Origin of the sequence: Rhizobium sp. AN73, from assembly GCF_030757975.1 — a bacterium.
Taxonomy (GTDB): domain Bacteria; phylum Pseudomonadota; class Alphaproteobacteria; order Rhizobiales; family Rhizobiaceae; genus Agrobacterium; species Agrobacterium arsenijevicii.
Genome location: NZ_JARWME010000002.1, coordinates 1,728,545 through 1,748,748, shown reverse-complemented (window position 1 = coordinate 1,748,748; position 20,204 = coordinate 1,728,545). Strand labels below are relative to the sequence as shown.

Annotated in this window: 21 protein-coding genes and 1 pseudogene; 14 read left to right on the top strand and 8 right to left on the bottom strand. The window is 60.4% G+C overall.

Annotated elements, in window-relative coordinates; translation table 11 throughout:
* Nucleotides 1–16: 16 nt before the first annotated feature.
* Nucleotides 17–1,579, bottom strand: a complete 1,563-nt coding sequence (locus RBH10_RS18585; RefSeq protein ID WP_281036193.1) for a helicase HerA-like C-terminal domain-containing protein — start codon at nucleotides 1,577–1,579, stop codon at nucleotides 17–19.
* A 305-nt stretch (nucleotides 1,580–1,884) separates the two neighbouring features.
* On the opposite strand from RBH10_RS18585, the gene RBH10_RS18580 reads away from it, so the two are divergent.
* Complete coding sequence (locus RBH10_RS18580; protein WP_045018095.1) at nucleotides 1,885–2,280, top strand: hypothetical protein; 396 nt, start codon at nucleotides 1,885–1,887, stop codon at nucleotides 2,278–2,280.
* A gap of 33 nt (nucleotides 2,281–2,313) precedes the next feature.
* Here RBH10_RS18580 and RBH10_RS18575 read toward each other — a convergent pair whose 3' ends face one another.
* The gene (locus RBH10_RS18575; protein WP_045018093.1) at nucleotides 2,314–2,745 is read right to left on the bottom strand and encodes a helix-turn-helix domain-containing protein; all 432 of its coding nucleotides are present in this window, start codon (nucleotides 2,743–2,745) and stop codon (nucleotides 2,314–2,316) included.
* Between the two features lie 103 nt (nucleotides 2,746–2,848).
* Here RBH10_RS18575 and RBH10_RS18570 point away from each other — a divergent pair, with 103 nt between their 5' ends.
* The 3 genes from RBH10_RS18570 (at nucleotide 2,849) to RBH10_RS18560 (ending at nucleotide 5,327) form a co-directional block, all read left to right on the top strand.
* Nucleotides 2,849–3,607 carry an SDR family oxidoreductase gene (locus RBH10_RS18570; RefSeq protein ID WP_281036194.1) on the top strand — a complete coding sequence of 253 codons (759 nt, stop codon included), beginning with the start codon at nucleotides 2,849–2,851 and terminating at the stop codon, nucleotides 3,605–3,607.
* Between the two features lie 66 nt (nucleotides 3,608–3,673).
* Nucleotides 3,674–4,480, top strand: coding sequence for an AraC family transcriptional regulator (locus RBH10_RS18565; RefSeq protein WP_281036195.1), 807 nt, complete (start codon nucleotides 3,674–3,676; stop codon nucleotides 4,478–4,480).
* Between the two features lie 235 nt (nucleotides 4,481–4,715).
* Complete coding sequence (locus tag RBH10_RS18560) at nucleotides 4,716–5,327, top strand: LysE family translocator (protein WP_281036196.1); 612 nt, start codon at nucleotides 4,716–4,718, stop codon at nucleotides 5,325–5,327.
* Between the two features lie 21 nt (nucleotides 5,328–5,348).
* Here RBH10_RS18560 and RBH10_RS18555 read toward each other — a convergent pair whose 3' ends face one another.
* On the bottom strand, nucleotides 5,349–6,176 hold the full coding sequence (locus tag RBH10_RS18555) for an aldo/keto reductase (RefSeq protein WP_281036197.1): 828 nt from the start codon (nucleotides 6,174–6,176) through the stop codon (nucleotides 5,349–5,351).
* Between the two features lie 111 nt (nucleotides 6,177–6,287).
* Complete coding sequence (locus RBH10_RS18550; protein ID WP_281036198.1) at nucleotides 6,288–7,214, bottom strand: bestrophin family protein; 927 nt, start codon at nucleotides 7,212–7,214, stop codon at nucleotides 6,288–6,290.
* 161 nt (nucleotides 7,215–7,375) lie between these two features.
* Here RBH10_RS18550 and RBH10_RS18545 point away from each other — a divergent pair, with 161 nt between their 5' ends.
* Both RBH10_RS18545 and RBH10_RS18540 read left to right on the top strand, forming a co-directional pair.
* Nucleotides 7,376–8,086 carry a YafY family protein gene (locus tag RBH10_RS18545; RefSeq protein WP_281036199.1) on the top strand — a complete coding sequence of 237 codons (711 nt, stop codon included), beginning with the start codon at nucleotides 7,376–7,378 and terminating at the stop codon, nucleotides 8,084–8,086.
* 48 nt (nucleotides 8,087–8,134) lie between these two features.
* On the top strand, nucleotides 8,135–8,503 hold the full coding sequence (locus tag RBH10_RS18540; protein WP_281036200.1) for a VOC family protein: 369 nt from the start codon (nucleotides 8,135–8,137) through the stop codon (nucleotides 8,501–8,503).
* 2 nt (nucleotides 8,504–8,505) lie between these two features.
* On the opposite strand, the gene tam is transcribed toward RBH10_RS18540, so the two are convergent.
* Nucleotides 8,506–9,276 carry a trans-aconitate 2-methyltransferase gene (gene tam, locus RBH10_RS18535; protein WP_281036201.1) on the bottom strand — a complete coding sequence of 257 codons (771 nt, stop codon included), beginning with the start codon at nucleotides 9,274–9,276 and terminating at the stop codon, nucleotides 8,506–8,508.
* 394 nt (nucleotides 9,277–9,670) lie between these two features.
* Between tam and RBH10_RS18530 the strand changes: the two genes are divergently transcribed.
* Nucleotides 9,671–10,552, top strand: a complete 882-nt coding sequence (locus RBH10_RS18530) for a branched-chain amino acid aminotransferase (protein ID WP_281036202.1) — start codon at nucleotides 9,671–9,673, stop codon at nucleotides 10,550–10,552.
* A 167-nt stretch (nucleotides 10,553–10,719) separates the two neighbouring features.
* Nucleotides 10,720–13,080 (top strand): methyl-accepting chemotaxis protein, encoded by a 2,361-nt coding sequence (locus RBH10_RS18525; protein ID WP_281036203.1) that lies wholly within the window; start codon nucleotides 10,720–10,722, stop codon nucleotides 13,078–13,080.
* A gap of 73 nt (nucleotides 13,081–13,153) precedes the next feature.
* Here RBH10_RS18525 and RBH10_RS18520 read toward each other — a convergent pair whose 3' ends face one another.
* Complete coding sequence (locus RBH10_RS18520) at nucleotides 13,154–14,041, bottom strand: LysR family transcriptional regulator (RefSeq protein WP_281036204.1); 888 nt, start codon at nucleotides 14,039–14,041, stop codon at nucleotides 13,154–13,156.
* A 95-nt stretch (nucleotides 14,042–14,136) separates the two neighbouring features.
* On the opposite strand from RBH10_RS18520, the gene RBH10_RS18515 reads away from it, so the two are divergent.
* Nucleotides 14,137–14,679: a GNAT family N-acetyltransferase gene (locus RBH10_RS18515; RefSeq protein ID WP_087743555.1), complete on the top strand. Its 543-nt coding sequence runs from the start codon at nucleotides 14,137–14,139 to the stop codon at nucleotides 14,677–14,679.
* Between the two features lie 128 nt (nucleotides 14,680–14,807).
* Here the strand turns inward: RBH10_RS18515 and RBH10_RS18510 are convergent, their stop codons facing one another.
* Nucleotides 14,808–15,167: a hypothetical protein gene (locus RBH10_RS18510; RefSeq protein ID WP_281036205.1), complete on the bottom strand. Its 360-nt coding sequence runs from the start codon at nucleotides 15,165–15,167 to the stop codon at nucleotides 14,808–14,810.
* A gap of 220 nt (nucleotides 15,168–15,387) precedes the next feature.
* Between RBH10_RS18510 and RBH10_RS18505 the strand changes: the two genes are divergently transcribed.
* The gene (locus RBH10_RS18505) at nucleotides 15,388–15,990 is read left to right on the top strand and encodes a superoxide dismutase (protein ID WP_003511955.1); all 603 of its coding nucleotides are present in this window, start codon (nucleotides 15,388–15,390) and stop codon (nucleotides 15,988–15,990) included.
* Between the two features lie 130 nt (nucleotides 15,991–16,120).
* Nucleotides 16,121–16,967, top strand: a pseudogene (locus tag RBH10_RS18500) (metallophosphoesterase).
* Here the strand turns inward: RBH10_RS18500 and RBH10_RS18495 are convergent.
* A complete protein-coding gene (locus RBH10_RS18495) occupies nucleotides 16,956–17,666 on the bottom strand; it encodes a YafY family protein (protein WP_281036207.1) in 711 nt (236 codons plus the stop codon). The pseudogene RBH10_RS18500 and the gene RBH10_RS18495 sit on opposite strands and share 12 nt — an antisense overlap.
* A 133-nt stretch (nucleotides 17,667–17,799) precedes the next feature.
* Between RBH10_RS18495 and RBH10_RS18490 the strand changes: the two genes are divergently transcribed.
* The 3 genes from RBH10_RS18490 to RBH10_RS18480 all read left to right on the top strand — a co-directional run bounded on the left by RBH10_RS18490 (nucleotide 17,800) and on the right by RBH10_RS18480 (nucleotide 20,198).
* A complete protein-coding gene (locus RBH10_RS18490) occupies nucleotides 17,800–18,429 on the top strand; it encodes a LysE family translocator (RefSeq protein ID WP_045018064.1) in 630 nt (209 codons plus the stop codon).
* A 218-nt stretch (nucleotides 18,430–18,647) separates the two neighbouring features.
* A complete protein-coding gene (locus tag RBH10_RS18485; RefSeq protein WP_281036208.1) occupies nucleotides 18,648–19,082 on the top strand; it encodes a cytochrome c in 435 nt (144 codons plus the stop codon).
* 195 nt (nucleotides 19,083–19,277) lie between these two features.
* A complete protein-coding gene (locus RBH10_RS18480) occupies nucleotides 19,278–20,198 on the top strand; it encodes a cytochrome c (protein ID WP_281036209.1) in 921 nt (306 codons plus the stop codon).
* Nucleotides 20,199–20,204 lie beyond the last annotated feature (6 nt).

Below are 20,204 nucleotides of genomic sequence, written 5' to 3'. Positions count from 1 at the left end.
GGCGGCGTATCTATTTCTACCGCTTCAGGCTTCCCAAAATCCCGCGCACGATGGCGCGGCCCACGGAGGTGGCAACGGAGCGGGCAGCACTTTTCATTGCCGCCTCGATCACCGTTTCGCGCTGATAACCGCTCGTCTTGCGTGCGCCGGTGGTGGAGGCCTTTGTGGGTTCCTCGTCGCCGAAGCCGGGCAGGCGCCAGCGTCCCGAGGCATTGTCGGACTGGTTGGAGGCGTTTTCCTCTTCCGCACGCTTGGCGGCTTCAGCCTCGGCCGCCTTCTGGGCGCGTCCGGCAAGGATTTCGAAAGCCGATTCGCGGTCAATATCCTGATCGTATTGTCCGGCGACCGGACCGGTATCGATCAGCGCTTTGCGCTCCGCATCGGTGAGCGGCCCGACGCGGCCCGATGGCGGCCGCACGAGGGTACGCTCGACGATGGAGGGCGCGCCCTTGTCATGCAGGGTGGAAATCAGCGCTTCGCCCGTGCCGAGCGTGGTGATGATGTCGGCCGTATTGAAGGCAGGGTTCTGGCGGAAGGTGTCGGCTGCGGTGCGCACGGCCTTCTGCTCACGCGGTGTATAGGCGCGAAGCGCGTGCTGTACGCGGTTGCCGAGCTGGGCGAGAACGGTTTCCGGCACGTCGAGCGGGTTCTGCGTCACGAAATAGACGCCCACACCCTTGGAGCGGATAAGCCGCACCACCTGCTCCACACGCTCGACCAGTACCCTTGGCGCATCGTTGAACAGCAGATGCGCCTCGTCGAAAAAGAACACCAGACGCGGCTTTTCAGGGTCGCCCACTTCCGGCAGTTCCTCGAAGAGTTCCGAAAGCATCCACAACAGGAAGGTGGCGTAAAGGCGCGGGTTCATCATCAGCCTGTCGGCGGCGAGAACCGAAACGGTGCCACGCCCGTCGGTGCCGACACGCATGATGTCGGCTATCTTGAGCGCCGGTTCACCGAAGAAGTTTGCCGCACCCTGCTGTTCGAGAACCAGCAGCCCGCGTTGCAGCGAACCGACCGAGGTCTTGGAAATCAGGCCGAACTGGCTTGAAAGCGCGCTGGCGTTCTCACCCATGTAGTTCAAGAGCGACTGCAGGTCTTTCAGATCAAGCAGCGGCAACCCGCCCTGGTCGGCGATCTTGAAGGCGATGTTGAGCACGCCTTCCTGCGCTTCGGAGGCGTCCATCAGCCGCGCCAGCAGCAGCGGGCCCATTTCGGCGATGGTGGCGCGCACGCGATGGCCTTTTTCACCGTAGAGATCCCAGAAGATCACCGGCGACTTGCCATAGGAAAAGTCCGTGAAGCCGATCTGTTCGGCACGTTTTTGCACCCAGTCCTTGGCTTCGCCCTGCGCGGCGATACCGGAAAGGTCGCCCTTGATATCGGCGCAGAAGACGGGAACGCCGGCCTGCGAAAAACCTTCGGCGAGAACCTGCAAGGTCACGGTCTTGCCCGTGCCCGTTGCGCCGGTGATCAGGCCGTGGCGGTTGCCGAATTTCAGCTCCAGATATTCACCCTTGTTCAGGCTGTCGTCCGGATTGCGGCTGGTCCCGATATAGATCTGTCCGTCCTGCAACATCGACCATTTTCTCCTGCGACTGATGCGTGACCCTTAAAATCGGGATCGATTTAACGAAGGTCATGTCCGAATTGAATGTTTTACAGCATCCTCTGACCGCTGCTGCCAAAGCGGCCTTTTCATAGTATGGTTGTGATGATCTTATAAGGACAGTTTCAAGGCGCAACAACTGCTTGATGGCGATGAGGAAAAACCGCTTCCTGAAAGTTGCCGCGCCGGCCGCTTGTATGCGGCTTGAGATTGTTTTACCTTGACGTTAACGTCAGTTATTCGGTGTTGACGTCGTTTTTCAACAGGAGGCAAGAATGAACGAAGTCGTGGACCAGATCGCCGCAAAGGCGGGTATAGACCCTGAACTGGCCGAAAAGGCTGTTGGCATGATTCTCGGGTTTCTCCAGCGCGAGGCGGCAGACGGTCCGATTGCCCATATGATCGAATCCATCCCCGGCGCCAGCGATCTCGTGGCGCAGTATAACGGTGAGGGCGCCACTGGTGGCGGCGGTCTGCTGGGCGGCCTGATGAGCGCGATCGGCGGCGGCGGTATCATGGGCCTCGGCCAGCAGCTCATGAGCCAGGGCATCGGCATGAGCGAAATCGGCACGCTCGCCAAGGAAACCATCGCTGTTGCCCGCCAGCACGCGGGCGATGAAACCGTCGATAAGGTGATCGCCTCGGTTCCGGGCCTCAGCCAGTTCGTTTGAAGCATTTCCAGCCGGATGTGCTCTAAGGCGAGTCTATTCCATTGCGGGGCGCGGCGGTTGTTCGTTGAACAGTCGCCGCGCCTCTTCTATTTCGGCATGGTGGGTTTCCGCCCAGATCCACACGCCGCAAAAGGCGCTGCCGAGTGTCTTGCCGAGTGTGGTGAGGCTGTAATCCACATGCGGCGGAATGACGGGATGCACGGTGCGGCGCACCAGCCCGTCGCTTTCCATCTGCCTCAGTGTTTTCGTCAGCATCTTCTGGCTGATGGTGCCGACCAGCCTGCCGATCTGCGTAAAGCGCAGCGTGCCATGCTCTTCCAGTACCTCAAGGATCAGCATCGTCCATTTGTCCGCGACTTTCGCGATAATGTCCTGAACCAGCGCCTCGATGACCGGATCGGCTTCGGTGGGCGGCGGAGACTTACGCCTGTTTTCGATCATGGGATCGGCGGCATGCCGTTTCATCTTACACTCTCCTTTGGGTAAGTATAAATCTTTTGGGTGCCTACTTTCGAATGGAGAGTATAGCCGCTAATTTCCTGTCATCCAACAGGGAAAGGATTTTCCGATGAAAACGACAGGCAACACCATTCTCATCACCGGCGGCGGTTCGGGCATCGGGCGGGCGCTGGCGGAAGCGTTTCACCGTCTGGGCAACAGGGTCGTCATTTCCGGCCGCCGTCAGGCCGTGCTCGACGAAGTAACGACGGCCAATCCCGGCATGGCCTCGATGGTGATGGATGCGACCGACGCCGAAGGCGTCCGCACTTTCGCTGATAATCTCGTCAAGGCGCATCCGACGCTCAACGCCGTCATCAACAATGCCGGCATCATGCGGCCGGAGGATATCGCCTCGGCCCCGGACTATCTGGAGACGGGGGAAGAAACCATCGCCACCAACCTGCTGGCACCGATCCGGCTGACGGCAGCGCTCTTGCCGCATTTCCTCAAGCAGCCCGATGCTACGGTGCTGACGGTGTCGTCCGGTCTCGCCTTCGTGCCGATGGTGTTGACCCCCACCTACAGCGCCACCAAATCGGCCATCCATGCCTATTCGGTCGCACTGCGCGAGCAGCTCAAAGAAACCTCGGTCGATGTCATCGAAATCGTGCCGCCCTATGTACAGACGACGCTGATGGGCGAAGGCCAGGCAAATGACGAAAGAGCCATGCCGCTCGAAGCCTTCATTTCCGAGGTGATGGATATCCTTGACCGCCGCCCGGATGAAAAGGAAGTGGTGGTGGAGCGCTGCAAGCCACTGCGTTTTGCCGCCCAGAACGGCAATTTCGATCAGGTGTTTTCGATGATCAACGGCATGCACCCGTAGCCTCCCTGTCCGGGGCACGCTGCCTGTGATAGCGTGGCGCTCTTGCAAGGGAGCGTCAGGCTTTTCATGAACGGTCGTCAATTCCGGATGCCGAAAACAGTCATGCCCGGCATTTCTGCGGTTGTCGCGGATAGCGACCGCGCCTTCCCGCGCCACATGCACGATCAGTTCGGCATCGGCCTTGTGGAGCGCGGCGCGCAGAAATCGCTGAGCGGGCGCGGCATGGTGGAGGCCGAAGCCGGCCATGTCATCACCGTCAATCCCGGTGAGATACATGACGGCATTCCGCTGGGAGAGGGCGGCCGTGCCTGGCGGATGCTCTATCTCGACATCGATATCGTGCAGGACGCCATTGCCGATATCAGCGAAAAGGATCACGGCACTTTCGAATTCGCCTATCCGGTCGACATCAGGCCTCTGGCAGACCGGTTCCGCACGCTTTTTTCAGCCATGACCGCAACAGATCGTCCGGGTGACACCCTTCGCTGCGACGAGACCCTGCTGATGTTGCTAGTAGGTGCGATGGAGACGGTGACGATGCCACGCGAAACGGCGGCACCCGACAACATTAGGCGGGCGAAAAACAGGATCGATGACGATCCCGCCCGGCCGTTGCGCCTAACCGATCTGGCGCAGGAGGCTGGCATGAACCAGTTCCGCTTTCTGCGATCCTTCGCCAGGGCCACGGGGCTGACGCCGCACAGCTACCTTTTGCAGCGACGCCTGCATCTGGCACGGGGTGCGCTGAGCAAAGGTGCGCCACCCGCCGATGTGGCCTTTTCCGCGGGTTTTTCCGACCAGAGCCACCTGAACCGGCTTTTCGTGCGGCAATTCGGGGTGACACCGGCGGCCTATAGGGCGGCGGTTTCGTAAAAGCTATCCTCCCTCATTCCTGTGCTTGTCACAGGAATCCAGCCAGCCCAAGTCCTTGGGCTGAAAGGACTCCTCCCGCCGCGCGAGAGCCGCGTCGACTGGATTCCTGTGACGAGCACAGGAATGAGGGAAGGTGGGTGCGTCTCGCGTGTCATCGAACTGCAATTTCATCCAAGACACCCACACCATCTCCGGCCATGCTCAAGCCCTCCACCCCACAGGACTTGCAACTCCCATGACCCTCGAATTCCTCATCACATCCCTCGTCGTCGTCGCTTCTCCCGGAACAGGCGTGGTTTACACGCTCGCGGCCGGTCTTTCCCAAGGGGCGAGGGCGAGCGTTATCGCGGCGTTTGGCTGTACGCTCGGCATCGTGCCGCATCTACTGGCCGCCATCACCGGCCTTGCTGCTATCCTGCACGCCAGTGCGCTGGCTTTCGGCGTGATCAAATATCTGGGCGTCGCTTATCTGCTCTACATGGCATGGAACACGCTTCGGGAAGATGGCGCGCTGAAGATCGATGACGGCCAAGAGCACCGCAAGGCCACGCGGGTCACCGGCGAGGCGATCCTCATCAATCTCCTGAACCCGAAACTGTCGATCTTCTTTTTCGCGTTCCTGCCGCAATTCATTGCGCCGGAGGAGGCCTCTCCGACATGGCGCATGGTCGATCTAGGGCTGATTTTTATGGCCATGACGTTTCTGGTGTTTGCGCTTTACGGCTGCTTTGCCGCCTCGGTCAGGCGCCAAGTGGTGGCGCGCCCGGCCGTGCTCACCTGGCTGAGACGCAGTTTCGCCGCCGCTTTCGTGGCGCTCGGGGCGAAACTGGCTTTAACCCAGCGGTGAGACGGAACCGGGTGCAGCTGGTCAATCGTCCCAATCGGGCGCGAGGTGGCCGGGGTTGACGATGCGGCCGTTCGGTTTGGCAAGCGCGTGGATCGCCTGCATTTCCTCTTCCGTCAGCGCAAAATCGAAAACGTCGAAGTTTTCCTTGAGGCGGCTTTCCGTCGCCGTCTTGGAAAGCGCCACGACATCCGGCTGCTGCACGGCCCAGCGCAACACCACCTGCGCCGCCGTCTTACCGTGCCTTGCGCCGATATCCTTCAGAACCGGATCGTTCGGCACCCGGCCATCGGCCATCAGGTAATAGGCGGTGATCGAAAGCCCGTGTTTGCGTGCGGCCGCGATCACCTTGGTCTGGTCGAGATAGGGGTGGTATTCGATCTGGTTGGTGGCAAGCGGTGTGTCGGAGAGCTTCACCGCCTCTTCGGTCAGCGCCACGTTGAAGTTGGAAATACCGATATTGCGCACCTTTCCGGCCTTGCGAACTTCGTTCAGCGCGCCGATCCGTTCGGCCAGCGGCACATCGCTTTGCGGCCAGTGCAGCAGCAGGAGATCGACATAGTCAGTCTTCAGCTTCACAAGGCTTTCATTGACGGAGGTGAGAAAATCATCGTGGCGGTAGCGGTCCACCCAGACCTTGGTGGTCAGGAAAATATCGTGCCGGGAAATGCCGGAGTGAGCGATCACCTCACCAACGGCACCTTCGTTCTTGTAGATCTGCGCGGTGTCGACATGGCGGAAACCGAGCTTCAGCGCTTCCGGCAGAATGCGCCTGATATCGTCTTCCGGAATGCGGAAGGTGCCGAAACCGAGGGCGGGGATATTCGCACCATTGGCGTTGACGTGATACATGGGGTGTCTCTCCTGTTTCGTGAAAACATGGCCGGCTGGGGATGCCGGACTGGGAAGGCGTCTTTTATTAACTGGTGTCCGCGCCATCGGTTTCAACCGGGCAGGGTGAGATTACATCAGCACGTAATCCACCGGGCGCGGATTGGCTGGAAGGTCGGTTTCGCCCATTGCCTCGCGCAGATTGATCTCGATGACGGTGGCAAGCGAATTGATCGGCAGCGCGTTTAAGCCGCTGCCGAAGGGTTCTTCCAGCTCGTCGGACAGGGCATCGAGACCGAAGAGTGTGTAAGCGATCAGCGTGCTGGTAAAGGGCGTCGCCCAGCCGAGCAGATCGGTGAAACCGAACGGCAGCAACAGGCAGAAGAGATGCGCGGTGCGGTGCAGCAGCAGCGAATAACCGAAGGCAACCGGCGTGTGGCGGATGCGCTCGCAGGAGGCAAGTGCGGCCCCCATCTGCTGCACGGTGGCATCCAGCATTTGCAATTGGATATCGCTGATCTGCCCTTTTGCGTTGGCGGCGAACAGATCGCTGGAAATCGCGCGCAGCAGCATTTCCGGCTTGTTTCGGCTATGGGCGTAATTCTCCGCCACATCATCCGGAATGAGGCTAGCAACGGTGGGCTTTGCCTCGCCGGGGCGCAGATGTGAAACCAGTTCGTGGCTAAAGACGATGGCGAGATCGATGATCCGCCGGCGCGAAACGGGATCGGCCACATCAGTCCGGCTTTCCAGCAAGGCGCTCTGGCGCGCCAGCGTGCGCGCCACGGTAATCAGCGCACCCCATTGTTTGCGGGCCTCCCACCAGCGGTCGTAACAGGCATTGGCGCGAAAACCGAGGAAGACCGAAAGCGCGATGCCCATCAGGGAAAACGGTGCGCCATTCAGCGCCTGCACCAGATCGGGGCGATCCTTGTGCGCCCAGACCACGAGCGTCGACAGCAGGAAAACCGCAAGCACCTGCGGAAAGATGCGGACGATGATTGATCCGCGCACGATGACGAAAAGTTGCAGCAGGTTCGGCTTTGGGCGAACGATCATGGCGGGAACTCAAAATGCCTGTGACGTTGGTGGCGATATCTACATAATGACCGGCCGGCATTGTCCACCCTTTTTTACGCGATTGCACCCGGCGGCAGGCGGCGTTACCTGTCGGGCACGAGAGATCGCCAACGGCAGATCGGAATGTGGAGGAATGTCGCGTGTCGCGCTCACAACGGCTTCTTGATCTGTTGCAGATATTGCGCTCGCACCGCATGCCGGTCAGCGGCACGGCCCTTGCCACACAAACCGGCGTCAGCCTGCGCACGCTTTACCGCGATATAGCAACGCTGCAGGCGCAGGGTGCGGACATTGAGGGCGAGGCGGGTGTGGGTTACGTGCTGCGTCCCGGTTTCCTGTTGCCGCCACTGATGTTTTCGCAGCAGGAGATCGAAGCGCTGGTGCTCGGGTCGCGCTGGGTGGCGGGTCGCGCCGATGCGGGGCTGGCTGAGGCCGCCCGTGGCGCACTTGTGAAGATCGGTGCCGTTTTGCCCGATGTCCTGCGCGAAGAACTCGACAATTCCACCCTGCTCGTCGGCCCCGGACAGGCCATGGCCTCCATCCGCGTCGATCTCGCCGCCATCCGCGATATCATCCGCAAGGAGAGCAAGGTTGTGCTGACCTATCGTGACGAAAAGGGGGAGCTGACGGAACGGGTGATCTGGCCCTTCGCGCTCGCTTTTTTCGATTTGGTGCGCGTGGTGCTGGCATGGTGCGAGACGCGGCAGGATTTCCGCAGTTTCCGGGCCGATCGCATCGAGAGTTTCCAGCCAATGGACAAGCGTTATCCCCGGCGTCGCCAGGTCCTGCTGAAAGAATGGCGCGAGCGGGAAAAACGGCGGCGGCAACAAAACCATGCTGACAAAAACTGACAGCACCGGGGTCTAGAACCTGTTCATCCGCAACCAAGGAGAACAACCATGACCCACCCCGATTTCACCATTCTCTACGTCGACAACCCGCCGGCCAGCACGGAATTTTACAAGGCGCTGCTGGGTGCGGAGCCGGTCGAGGCATCTCCGACATTCTCCCTGTTCGTGCTTCAGAACGGCATGAAGCTCGGCCTCTGGTCGCAGCACACGGTGGAGCCGAAGGCGTCTGTCACCGGCGGTGGCGGCGAGCTTGCCTTCCGCGTCGAAACCGACGCGCAGGTGGATGAAACCTTTGCCGGCTGGAAGGCGAAGGGCATTACCATTCTGCAGCAACCCGCCCGAATGGAATTCGGCCACACATTCACCGCGGCCGACCCCGACGGCCACCGCCTCCGGGTCTATGCCTTCGCGGGTTAGCCCTACTTCTTCACCGCCAGCACGAACAGGCGGGGAAAACGCAACAGCAGCCGGCCGTCCGCCATCGGCGGATAGGCGGCCGCAATGCGCCTCGTATAGTCGGAGAGGAAGGCCTCGCGGTTTTCCTCGCCGGCGGCGGCGAGATAGGGGCGCAGGCCCGTGCCCTTGACCCATTCCACAATGCTTGCCGCATCCTTCATGGGGTGGTTGTAGATGGTGTGCCACACATCCACCCGCGCGGATTTCGGTGCCAGTGCATCGAAATAGGCTGATGGCGCGGGCAGGGGTTTGCGGCGCAATTTGCCATCCGCAAACGTGTCTTTCCAGGGGCCGTTCGCGCCCGTTTCCTCCATGGCGCGATGCGTCGGCTCCTCCAGATTGTCAGGCATCTGTACGGCAAGAACGCCGCCGCTTTCCAGCTGGTCCATCAGTTGCGAAAGAACGGGAAGATGATCCGGCACCCACTGGAAAACCGCATTGGCATAGAGCAGGTCCGCCTTCTGGGTGGGGCGCCAGTTGCCAAGGTCGGCCTTGCCGAAACGGGTGTTGGGCAGCCGGTCCGCCGCCTTCTCCAGCATGTCGTCATCGCTGTCGATGCCGGTGATGACGTTGACGCCGTAACGGTCGGTCAGAAGCTCGGTGGAATTGCCGGGGCCGCAGCCGAGATCGAAGCCGTTCAACACGCGCTCCAGCGGCACCTGCGCCAACAGATCCCGTGCGGGCCGTGTCCGCTCATCTTCGAATTTCAGATATTGGTGGGCGGACCAAGCCATGATTTCCTCCTGCGGAAACGTCGCATCCGGATGGGCGAACTAGGACGGGCAGAAAGCGCTGCAAGCGCCGTCAGAGCCACAGCATCGCATGTGCGAAATCGCGCCGCCATCGTCCGATGCATGAATTATTGTGATGGATCTATTCATCAACCTTTTGTTTCGCCTCACAAAATGTCTTTGTCAGGGCCTGCATTTGTTATTTTCCATCAAAATCAGATATGGCGGCAATTAAAACTTGACCTCGTCCGGTCAGAGGCATTCACTCCGGCCGATTTTGAAAGCATTTCCAGCAAAAGTGCGCAGCGGTTTTGCGTCCGGGAATGCACCAGGACAGAGAGACAGAGCATCTTCGCTTTTCAAAGAAAAAGCGGAGATGCTCAAGACAGGAGCAACTATGACCGTCGATACAGCACCCCGATCAACCACCTGGACCTATGTTGACGGTCAATGGCTGCCCGGCAATCCGCCGCTTATCGGCCCGACTTCGCATGCCATGTGGCTGGCGTCGACGGTGTTTGACGGTGCGCGCTGGTTCGATGGCGTGGCTCCCGATCTCGATCTGCATTGCCAGCGCGTCAACCGCTCTGCCACCAACATGGGCATGAAGCCGACGATGACGGCGGAAGAGATCGAGGCGCTGGCGCTGGAAGGCGTCAACAAATTCGACGGCAAGACCGAAATCTACATCAAGCCGATGTATTGGGCCGAACACGGTTCGCCGGGCAGCGTTGTCGCGCCGGATGCCAATTCCACCCGTTTTGCGCTGTGCCTTTTCGAAGCGCCGATGAATGCCGGTGCATCGCTGACGCTCACCGTCTCGCCGCTGCGCCGCCCTTCGCCGGAAACCGCGATGACGGATGCCAAGGCCGGCAGCCTTTACCCCAATAGCGGTCGCGCCATTCTGGAAGCCCGCTCGCGCGGCTTCGACAATGCCCTGATGCGTGACATGAACGGCAATGTCGCCGAATCCGCATCTTCCAACATCTTCATGGTCAAGGACGGCGTTGTCTTCACCCCGGTTCCGAACCGCACCTTCCTTGCCGGCATTACCCGCTCGCGGGTCATCGGCCTTCTGCGTCAGGCCGGTTTTGAGGTTCGCGAGGCAACGCTTTCGGTCGAGGATTTCCGCGAGGCGGATGAAATCTTCTGCTCGGGCAATTATTCCAAGGTTTCGCCTGTCGTGAAGCTGGATGACCGCGAGTTGCAGGCAGGTCCGGTCGCCCGCAAGGCGCTCGATCTCTACATGGAGTGGGCGCGTCTCGGCGCAGACGTCTGAGGTCCGGTAAAACCAATGGTTTCAAAAGCCGTGACAGGATCGCACCTGTCGCGGCTTTTATTTTGCACTGCAATATCTCCCATAAAATTTGAGGGGAATTTAATCTAATTTTAGAAATGCACCCTGTAGCTTGCAGCATTACAGTTTTAGGCTACGGGGGCCGCCAAATGTCTTTCAGCATACGCAATATACTTGTGGGCTTTTTTCTGCTCGTTGGCATCGCGCTCGCGGGTTTCGTGGGCAACGGCATGTGGCAGTCCGTCAATCGCGCCCGCACTTTTTCGGAGGTCGCGCAGCTCGTTTCGCTCGACAAGCTTCTCTTTAACGCATTGCTGAATTTTCGCAGCGAACGCGGCAACAGCGCCTCGGCGTTGACCGTCGATCCGGCAAAGACGGCGAGCACCATCGCCAGCGTTCAGGCCTCGCGCCAGAAGGTGGATGCGGCCATGGGCGCCTTCCTCGAGCAGGCCGCTGCGCTCGATCAGCCCGGGCTGAAGGCGCCGCTTAGCCGCGTGAAGGATATCTACACGCAGTTCCTCGAACTGCGCAAAAAGGTCGACGCCAACGTCACCTTGCCGATCGACCGCCGCGAAAGCGGGCTGGACAAGACCGTGCTGGCGCTCGGCGCGGATTTCCTGACCGCGCTCGAGACGGGCTCGACGGCGGTTGAGGGCGAGGTCCGCTCGCTGGACCAGAGCCTCACCGGTCTCATACAGCTCAGGTCCTATGGCTGGTCGGCGCGTGCGCTCGGCGGCAGCGCCACCGTGGTCATCAATGCGGTGGTTGCCCAGCAGCGCCCGCTGACGGCGCAGGAAACCCAGCAGCTCAACAATTTCGATGCTGGTGCTGCCTTTGCCTGGAAAGCCACCGGTGAACTCGTTGCCCATGAATCGACGCCGCAATCGCTGAAGGACATCTATGCGGTTGCCGACAGGACCTATTTCAAGGGAGACTTCATCACCCAGCGCGCCAAGCTTATCGACGATCTGAACAACGGCCGCACGCCGACCTTCACCATCGACACATGGCGCAACACGGTTACGGAAAATCTCGACACGGTCGCGAAAATCGCTTCCGAGGCGATGAATATTCTCAACGCCAACGCTGAAAAAGCCAAACAGGACGCCTTTATCGGCTCCATGGTCTATCTTGCGGCCTTCATCTTCACGCTGGCACTCTGCATTCTCTCGCTTGCCGTCATCGTCGGCCGCGTCACCCGGCCGATCAGCCGCCTGACCAATGCGATGATGGAACTTTCGGGCGGCAATCTTGCAATCGATGTCGCCGGTGCAAAGCGCTCCGACGAGATCGGCGAGATGGCCCGTGCCGTGGAAATCTTCCGCGAGGCGGCAATCCGCAACAAGCAGCTGGAGGCGGAAGCCATCGCCAACCGCGAGCGGGCCGAGCGGGACCGTATCGAGCTGCAGCAGCGCGCCGAGGCCGAAGCGGAAGAACGGCTCAATCAGGCCACGGGTTCGCTGGCTGGCGGTCTTCGCCGCCTTGCCTCCGGCGACATGGCCTGCGAGATCGCCACGCCGTTCGCGCCGCAATTCGAGGCGCTGCGCCACGATTTCAACAGCTCCGTGCATCAGCTGCGCGAAGCGCTCACAAGCGTCGGCCAGTCCGTTCAGACGGTAAATGGCGGTGCTCACGAGGTTTCGTCGGCATCCGACGATCTTTCCCGCCGCACCGAGCAGCAGGCCGCTTCTCTGGAAGAGACCGCCGCCGCGCTGGAAGAGATCACCGCCAATGTTTCCGCCACCTCCAAGCGGGCAGGTGAGGCGCGCGACACGGTGCGTGAAGCAAGGACAAAGGCCGATCTTTCCGGCAAGGTGGTGCGCGATGCCGTCTCCGCCATGGAACGCATCGAGCACTCTTCGCGCCAGATCGGCCAGATCATCGGCGTCATCGACGAAATCGCCTTCCAGACCAACCTTCTGGCGCTGAATGCCGGCGTGGAAGCAGCGCGGGCGGGCGATGCGGGCAAGGGCTTTGCCGTCGTCGCACAGGAAGTGCGCGAATTGGCGCAGCGTTCCGCCAATGCCGCCAAGGAAATCAAGCAACTCATCAACACCTCTGCCGTTGCGGTGGGTGAGGGCGTGAAGCTGGTCGCCGATACCGGCGTCGGGCTTTCCGAGATCGAGCAGCTGGTGCTTTCCGTCAACACCCATATGGACGCCATCGCCACTGCGGCGCAGGAACAGTCCGCCGGTCTCTCCGAGGTCAACACCGCCGTCAACCACATGGATCAGGCCACGCAGCAGAACGCCGCCATGGTCGAGGAAATGAATGCGGCGGGCGCCGGTCTCGCGCAGGAATGCGCCAATCTCCACGCCCTTCTCGCGCAATTCCAGCTCGGTCAGCAGACCTCGGCATTGCGGGAAACGGCAAGGCATATGCAGCGGGCCGCAAGCCCCGCCCGCGCGCCTGCCGCACCCGTCGCCGCACCTTCCAGAGCCCGCCCGGTTGCCGCCTCGCGTGGCAATGCGGCGCTGGCCGTGAAGGGTGACGACTGGACGGAGTTCTGAGGTTTACAAATGGAGCCCGCGCCATCAGATGGCGCAGGAGAAATCGAGCCCGCGCCTGAAACCGGCGCGGGCTTTATCGTTTCTGCAAGCTCGGCAGCGCAGCCGCGAGCGCCCGCAGCGGCGCGGTCATGTGCTTGTCGCGTCTGAGAGCAAGGGCAATCCGCCGTTCGAGCGGCGGTTCGAGCGCGCGCCATTCAAGCTCTGACACCGCCCCCTCATGCTCCATTGCCATGCGCGGCACGATGGCGAGGCCAAGGCCGGCACCCGCCAGTTTCTTGATGGCCTCGACGCTGCCCAGTTCCATGGCGGGCTGCACGGTGCGTCCGCTCGCCGAAAACCATTGATCCACCAGCCTGCGCGTATTGCCGCCCTCGTAAAGCAACAGGGGCCGCGTCGAAAGCGTCTCGGCATTCAGGACTGTTGTGTCGCTGACGGCGCCGTGCGGGAAAACCGCGACGAGTTCATCGAGATGGATGTCGCTGATATCGAGGCTGCGGCCGCTGGCGGGCAGGGCCACCACCGCCGCATCGATCGTATTTGCCTCCAGAAGCCGCAGGATATCGTGGGTATTGCCGGTCTGCACGACGATTTCGATACCCGGCATCGCCTGGCGGATTTTGGCAAGCACCGGCGGCAGGAGATAGATGCAGGCGGTGGCGCCCGTGCCGATGCGCAGGCGGCCCGTTACCCCGCTGCGATGCGGTGCGACGGTATCGATGGCATGCGCCACCTCTTCCGCGATCCGTCTTGCATGGATGAGAAAATCCCGGCCCGCCGCCGTCGGCTGCGCGCGCCTGCCCACTCTTTCGATTAGCCGTACGCCGAGCTGTTTTTCGAGAAGCCGGATATGCAGGCTGATGGCGGGCTGCGTCAGCCCCGCCTTGTCGGCGGCGGCGGAAAAGCTGCCGAGATCGGCCACATCCATGAAGCTGCGCACCTGCCGCAGATCGAGATCCATCATCAAAGAAAACCTTATCGTTTGTATAAGACAGATAATCTTTATTTTGACTGAGCCGCAATGCACAATGGGCCCGTGAATGACCACAGGACGAGATAATGACCCTTCTCACAGTATCCAGTTGCACCATCCGCCCTTGCGAGGAAGCGGATATTCCAGCCATTACCGAAATTTACCGGGATGCCGTGCTGAACGGCCGCGCCAGCTTCGAGATTGATCCGCCGGGCGTGGATATGATGCTTGAGCGCCGCCGCCTGTTGGTGGAGGGCAATTATTCCTATCTCGTCGCCGAAATCGATGGAAAGATAGCCGGATATGCCTATGCCGGGGCCTATCGTCCGCGCCCCGCCTATGGCGCGGCGGTTGAGAATTCCGTTTATGTCGATCCGGCCATGAAGGGCATGGGGATTGGCCGCAAACTACTCGATGCGCTGATTGAGGATGCGACCTCGCGAGGCTTCCGGCAGATGCTCGCCGTCATCGGCGATAGCGGCAACGCCGCCTCGATCGGCCTGCACCGTGCGGCCGGTTTCGAGCATGTCGGCACCTTCAAATCCATTGGCTGGAAACACGGCCAGTGGCTGGATACGGTGCTGATGCAGCGCGCGCTGGGCGAGGGCGACACCACGCCCCGTTTTTGATCCGCTGGAGCATTTCCGGGAAATCTGGAGCCCGGTTTTCCGTCTGGAAATGCGACAAAACAAAAAGTTTGAGCGGGATGGCGAAAACTGTGAGCGGTTTTCGCCATCTCGCTGTTTTTTTATATGATTTAGGGCTGGGTGGAGCCGCGGGTTTCCACTTTCAGCGTATCGCCGGCAAGCTCGCTGCCCAGTTCGACGGCCTTGGTTTTCTTGTCGTAGACGCAGATATGGCTGATGGTCGCATCCGCACCCTTGGCCTTGCCGGTGAGGATGGCGAGGCCGTAATTCTCGCTGCCGACCGGATCGACCACCACCTTGGCATCCTCGATCATATCTTTGCTCGCGCCAAGGCATGCCGTCTGCACATCCGCCACGAATTCCTTCCACGCATCGTCCGACGACGCGGCGGCGGGCATGGTGAGTGAAGAGAGCGCGAGCGAGGAGAAGGCGGCGAGCAGCAGCGCGCGTTGGATCATGGGGCGGGTCATGGAATTTCCTTCCTGCAATGTCATAAAAAGCGAACCGATAGGGTGGAAAACGGTACGCCAGGGTTGTGAAACAAATGTGGTGATGGCTGGCTTGAGAGGAATTTTCTCTTTTGTCGGAACATTTTGATATTTCACAGGTTGCCCAAACAGAGGTTCGCTCCTATGGTCCGCTCACACGGTTTCTAGGAGCGGTAACCCGCTGCAAAAAGGAGTAAAAACCATGGCCTTCGAACTTCCTGAACTCCCCTACGACTACGACGCGCTTGCACCTTACATGTCGCGCGAGACGCTCGAGTTCCATCACGACAAGCACCACAAGGCATATGTCGACAACGGCAACAAGCTGGCGGCAGAAGCCGGTCTCTCCGACCTTTCGCTCGAAGAAGTCGTGAAGAAGTCCTTTGGCACCAATGCCGGTCTCTTCAACAATGCTGCCCAGCATTACAACCACGTCCATTTCTGGAAGTGGCTGAAGAAGGACGGCGGCGGCAACAAGCTGCCGGGCAAGCTGGAACAGGCATTCGCCTCCGATCTCGGCGGTTACGACAAGTTCAAGGCTGATTTCATCGCTGCCGGCACCACGCAGTTCGGCTCCGGCTGGGCATGGGTTTCCGTCAAGAACGGCAAGCTCGAAATCTCCAAGACCCCGAACGGCGAAAACCCGCTGGTTCATGGCGCAGAGCCGATCCTCGGCGTCGACGTATGGGAACACTCCTACTACATCGATTACCGCAACCTGCGTCCGAAGTACCTCGAAGCCTTCGTTGATAACCTCATCAACTGGGACTACGTCCTCGAGCGTTACGAAGCGGCTTCCAAGTAAGCTTTGCGGACTGGAATTTTTGGAACACCCGGCTTTCAGGCCGGGTGTTCTGCTTTTGGGGTCTGACATTCCAGCCTGTCGCCCCGGCTTGTCACAAGCCTGTCATCAGCCCGGTTTATCGCGGCGCATCATGACTGAAAAAACCAGCCCTCTCTTTTCCTTCGGCATCATTGCCGATCCCCAATATGCCGACGCCGATCCCCGCCCGGATATGGGCCGGTATTATGCCGAAAGCCCAAAAAAGCTTGGCGAAGCGATCGATGCCTTCAATCGCGAGGAACTTGCCTTCGTGGTGACGCTCGGCGACATCATCGACCGCGGCTTTGAGAATTTCGATGCGATCCTTGGCGTCTACGAGCAGCTTCGCCACCCTTCGGTGATGCTGCCGGGCAACCACGATTTTGCCGTTGCGCCCGAGCATCTGCCCGCCATCCATGCCCGTCTCGGTATGTCGGCGCCCTGGCACGATTTCGCCATCGGCGGGATACGTTTCGTTGTGCTTGATGGTAACGAGGTCAGCCTGTTCGCCCCGCCGCCCAATGATCCGCGCCGCGCGATCGCGCAGGAGCGGTTGCAGCGCCTGCAGGAAATGGGTGCGATCAATGCGCAGGACTGGAACGCTTCGCTCAGCGACGAGCAATTCGAATGGCTGCAGACCGTTTTGCAAAAGGCGGATGTGGCGGGCGAAAAAGTGGTCGTTCTCTGCCATTATCCAGTCTATCCGGAAAACGCCCATAATATGTGGGATGCGCCGCGCATTCTCGATCTTCTGGATGTGCATCCTTCGGTCGTCGCATGGTTCAGCGGCCACAATCACGAAGGCAATTACGGCGTGCAGGGCAACACCCACTTCGTCAACTTCAAGGGCATGGTGGATACCCCCGACCAGAACACCTTTGCCATCGCCGATGTCTTCGCCGACCAGAATCGTTGTCCGCGGTTTCGGGCGTGAAGAGGATCGCTTGTTAAACCTGTGAGGCGAGGCTGGCCGGCTGGTTGCTCTGCCAGCCGCTCATCCACAATTGCCGCAGCTTTTCGCCTTCCATCTTGAAGAAACTGCCGGTGGTTTTGCAGGCGAGCACCCGGTCCGAGCGGAAGTTGCGAATCGCCTGCCGCAACTCGCACCAGGCGACGATATTGGTCGTTTCCGAATAATAGATCACGGCGATGGGCCGGATCTGCCGCCGGGTTTCGAGGCCAGCTTCATCGCGATAGCTGATATCCAGCCGCTCTTCGTCGCGCACTGCCCGCCTCACCGTGGAAAGATCGATGCCGGCGGGTGAGGGTGCGATGCTGCCCCAGGCGTGCAGGGCATTGGCCGAGAGGGTTTTCGACAGGGGTTCGGGCAGGGATGCGGCGATCTTGTCGCTGACCTTTTTCGCCGCCTGCCGCAATTCGGTATCGCCGGTACGGGCGACCATGGCGAGCGCAAGCACGATTGCCTCCGTCTCTTCGATGGAAAACATCAGCGGCGGCAGGTTGAAGCCGGGGCGCAGGATGTAACCGACGCCGCGCTCTCCTTCGATCGGCACACGCATGGTCTGAAGGGCCGCTATATCGCGATAGACCGAACGCGCTGTGACCTCCAGCGCCTCCGCAATCGTCTGCGCGGTAACCGGCCTGCGCGCCACCCGCAGGATCTGGATGATCTCGAACAGTCTCGATGCCTTGCGCATGGCCGTTTTCCCGGTTGCTTTCTTGACGCAACTGACACAACGCTGTCAGTTGGCTTTTCCTATAAACAGAAAAACACATTGAGAAACATGAGCTTTCCAGAATGTGTTGCAAACTGTCTTGGGAGATACTGACATGAGTTACGCCGAAAATCTCTGGCTTTTCTTTCTGGTCCTGTTCGGCATCATCATCCTGCCGGGCATGGACATGCTGTTCGTGCTGGCAAGCGCGCTAACGGGCGGTAAAAGAACCGGGCTGTCTGCCGCAAGCGGCATGAGCGCCGGCGGCATCGTGCATTCGCTTTATGGCGCGGTTGGCGTCGGCATGCTCGCTGCCTGGATGCCGTCGCTGTTCCTGCCGCTTCTGGTTGGGGGCGCTGCTTACATGGTCTGGATCGGTATCGGCCTGATGCGCAGCGCAATCGTGGTGAATGGCGATGAGGCAGAGGCGAGTGCCTCGGTCCGAAAGGCGTTCTGGCGGGCGGTGCTGACCTGCCTTTCCAATCCGAAAGCCTATCTTTTCATGATGGCGATCTATCCGCAATTCCTCAAACCCGCCTATGGCCCGATCTGGATGCAGGGGCTGGTGATGGGCGCGATGGTGGCGGTCACCCAGTTCACGGTCTATGGCGCGGTGGCGCTGACGGCGGATAAAAGCCGGGCGTGGCTGGTTTCGTCGCCCGCCGCAACGATTTTCATCGGCCGCGCCGCCGGTTGCATGCTGATTGCCGCAGCCCTGCTGACGCTCTGGGAAGCCTTGTCCTAGCGCCGCGCAAGATGAGATGGAAGAGGTCCTGCCACTCCAGGTTTTGTTTGAGCGCCGGGTGATCCGAAAAGTGCGGCGGTCTTTTCGGTTCGCTGCCCTAGACTTCTGTTTTCACGGAAAAATTCACCGCAATGTGACTTCTTTTCGCCAAGCGGAAAGGGCATCCTCCCGCCGTTGCGTCAAGCGCCCGGCGCCCGCCGGAATCAAGGAGAGAATGTATGAAACTGAAAACCATCGCGGCGGCCATGCTTTTCGGCTGTCTTTGCGCCGGAGCGGTCTACGCTGCCGGCGAAGTCGAAAAACGTGAAGGCATGATGAAGCAGATCGGCGGCTCCATGGGTGCGCTCGCCGCTATCTCCAAGGGCGAGAAGCCTTACGACGCCGAAGTCGTCAAGGCTGCCGTGACAACCATCAGCACCAATGCCAAGGCTTTCCCCGACCAGTTTCCGCAAGGCAGCGAGACCGGCAGTGCTGCGGCACCCGCCATCTGGGAAAATTTCGAGGACTTCAAGGCCAAGGCCGCCAAGCTCGGCGCGGATGCGGATACGGTTCTGGCCGGTCTCCCTGCCGATCAGGCCGGTGTCGCCACCGCCATGAAGACGCTGGGAGCCGATTGCGGCACCTGCCACCAGACCTATCGTCTGAAGAAGTGATCCTTGAACTTCGAAACGCCGCTTCCCGGCGGCGTTTTTTTGAGCATTTCCGTCAAAAGCGCGTAGCGGTTTTTCGTCAGGAAAATGTGCAAAAACAAAGAGATAGAGCAGACTGAACGTTTCCGTTTAAACAGGATGCGGCTCTAGAGCTGAAAAGACACCTGATCTCATCAGGTGAGCATGGGGAGAGGGGTCATGTCCTCCATTTGGACGAAGCTCGCGGGCGGGGTCGCGATGGCGGCGATTGCCGGTTTCGGCATTTTTGCCTGGGTCACGGCACCCGTGCGTCAGGCGCCGAGCCATTGGGTAAGCCTTGGCGAACCGGATCTGGCCAATGGCGAAACGCTGTTCTGGGCGGGCGGCTGCGCAAGCTGCCATGCGGCGCCTGATGCCAAGGGCGATGCGCTGCTGACGCTTTCGGGCGGGCAGGCGCTGAAAAGCCCCTTCGGCACCTTCCATGTGCCCAATATTTCTTCCGATCCGCAGCATGGCATCGGCAGCTGGACGCTGGCGGAATTCGGGGATGCGATGACACGCGGCGTCGGCAGGAACGGCGAACATCTGTACCCGTCTTTCCCCTATGCCTCCTATGCCCGCATGACGCAGAAGGACATCAACGACCTCTTCGGTTATCTGCGCGTTCTGCCCGCCAGCCAGAATGACGCGCCGGATCACGAGCTGCCGTTCCCTTTCAACATGCGAATGGCGCTGGGCGGCTGGAAGTTCCTCTATTTCGATACGTCCGGGCCACCCCGTGTTGAACTTGCCGATGCCAATGCCGAATTGCTGCGCGGCCAATATCTGGTGGAAGGGCCGGGCCATTGCGGCGAATGCCACACGCCGCGCAATGCACTCGGTGGTTTTCTGGAAGGCAAATGGCTGGCCGGTGGCCCCAACCCGGAAGGCGAGGGCCGCATTCCCGATATTACCCCCGGTTCCAAAAGTATCGGAAGCTGGGCGACGGCCGATATTGCCAACTATCTTGAAACCGGCTTCACCCCGGAATTCGACAGCGTCGGCGGCTCCATGGTCAAGGTGCAGCAGAACATGGCGCATCTGAGCGCCGACGACCGTAACGCGATTGCCGCCTATCTGAAGGCGATACCGTCGCGGTAGGGCGTG

What these genes read in the sequence shown, in the direction of transcription:
- RBH10_RS18530 (WP_281036202.1), top strand. Translation starts at nt 9,671, where the DNA reads ATGACCGTCGATACAGCACCCCGATCAACCACCTGGACCTATGTTGAC.
- RBH10_RS18555 (WP_281036197.1), bottom strand. Translation starts at nt 6,176, where the DNA reads ATGTATCACGTCAACGCCAATGGTGCGAATATCCCCGCCCTCGGTTTC.
- RBH10_RS18580 (WP_045018095.1), top strand. Translation starts at nt 1,885, where the DNA reads ATGAACGAAGTCGTGGACCAGATCGCCGCAAAGGCGGGTATAGACCCT.
- RBH10_RS18575 (WP_045018093.1), bottom strand. Translation starts at nt 2,745, where the DNA reads ATGAAACGGCATGCCGCCGATCCCATGATCGAAAACAGGCGTAAGTCT.
- RBH10_RS18560 (WP_281036196.1), top strand. Translation starts at nt 4,716, where the DNA reads ATGACCCTCGAATTCCTCATCACATCCCTCGTCGTCGTCGCTTCTCCC.
- RBH10_RS18480 (WP_281036209.1), top strand. Translation starts at nt 19,278, where the DNA reads ATGTCCTCCATTTGGACGAAGCTCGCGGGCGGGGTCGCGATGGCGGCG.
- RBH10_RS18550 (WP_281036198.1), bottom strand. Translation starts at nt 7,214, where the DNA reads ATGATCGTTCGCCCAAAGCCGAACCTGCTGCAACTTTTCGTCATCGTG.
- RBH10_RS18515 (WP_087743555.1), top strand. Translation starts at nt 14,137, where the DNA reads ATGACCCTTCTCACAGTATCCAGTTGCACCATCCGCCCTTGCGAGGAA.
- RBH10_RS18520 (WP_281036204.1), bottom strand. Translation starts at nt 14,041, where the DNA reads ATGATGGATCTCGATCTGCGGCAGGTGCGCAGCTTCATGGATGTGGCC.
- RBH10_RS18525 (WP_281036203.1), top strand. Translation starts at nt 10,720, where the DNA reads ATGTCTTTCAGCATACGCAATATACTTGTGGGCTTTTTTCTGCTCGTT.
- RBH10_RS18510 (WP_281036205.1), bottom strand. Translation starts at nt 15,167, where the DNA reads ATGACCCGCCCCATGATCCAACGCGCGCTGCTGCTCGCCGCCTTCTCC.
- RBH10_RS18585 (WP_281036193.1), bottom strand. Translation starts at nt 1,579, where the DNA reads ATGTTGCAGGACGGACAGATCTATATCGGGACCAGCCGCAATCCGGAC.
- RBH10_RS18485 (WP_281036208.1), top strand. Translation starts at nt 18,648, where the DNA reads ATGAAACTGAAAACCATCGCGGCGGCCATGCTTTTCGGCTGTCTTTGC.
- RBH10_RS18505 (WP_003511955.1), top strand. Translation starts at nt 15,388, where the DNA reads ATGGCCTTCGAACTTCCTGAACTCCCCTACGACTACGACGCGCTTGCA.
- RBH10_RS18565 (WP_281036195.1), top strand. Translation starts at nt 3,674, where the DNA reads ATGAACGGTCGTCAATTCCGGATGCCGAAAACAGTCATGCCCGGCATT.
- tam (WP_281036201.1), bottom strand. Translation starts at nt 9,276, where the DNA reads ATGGCTTGGTCCGCCCACCAATATCTGAAATTCGAAGATGAGCGGACA.
- RBH10_RS18490 (WP_045018064.1), top strand. Translation starts at nt 17,800, where the DNA reads ATGAGTTACGCCGAAAATCTCTGGCTTTTCTTTCTGGTCCTGTTCGGC.
- RBH10_RS18540 (WP_281036200.1), top strand. Translation starts at nt 8,135, where the DNA reads ATGACCCACCCCGATTTCACCATTCTCTACGTCGACAACCCGCCGGCC.
- RBH10_RS18495 (WP_281036207.1), bottom strand. Translation starts at nt 17,666, where the DNA reads ATGCGCAAGGCATCGAGACTGTTCGAGATCATCCAGATCCTGCGGGTG.
- RBH10_RS18570 (WP_281036194.1), top strand. Translation starts at nt 2,849, where the DNA reads ATGAAAACGACAGGCAACACCATTCTCATCACCGGCGGCGGTTCGGGC.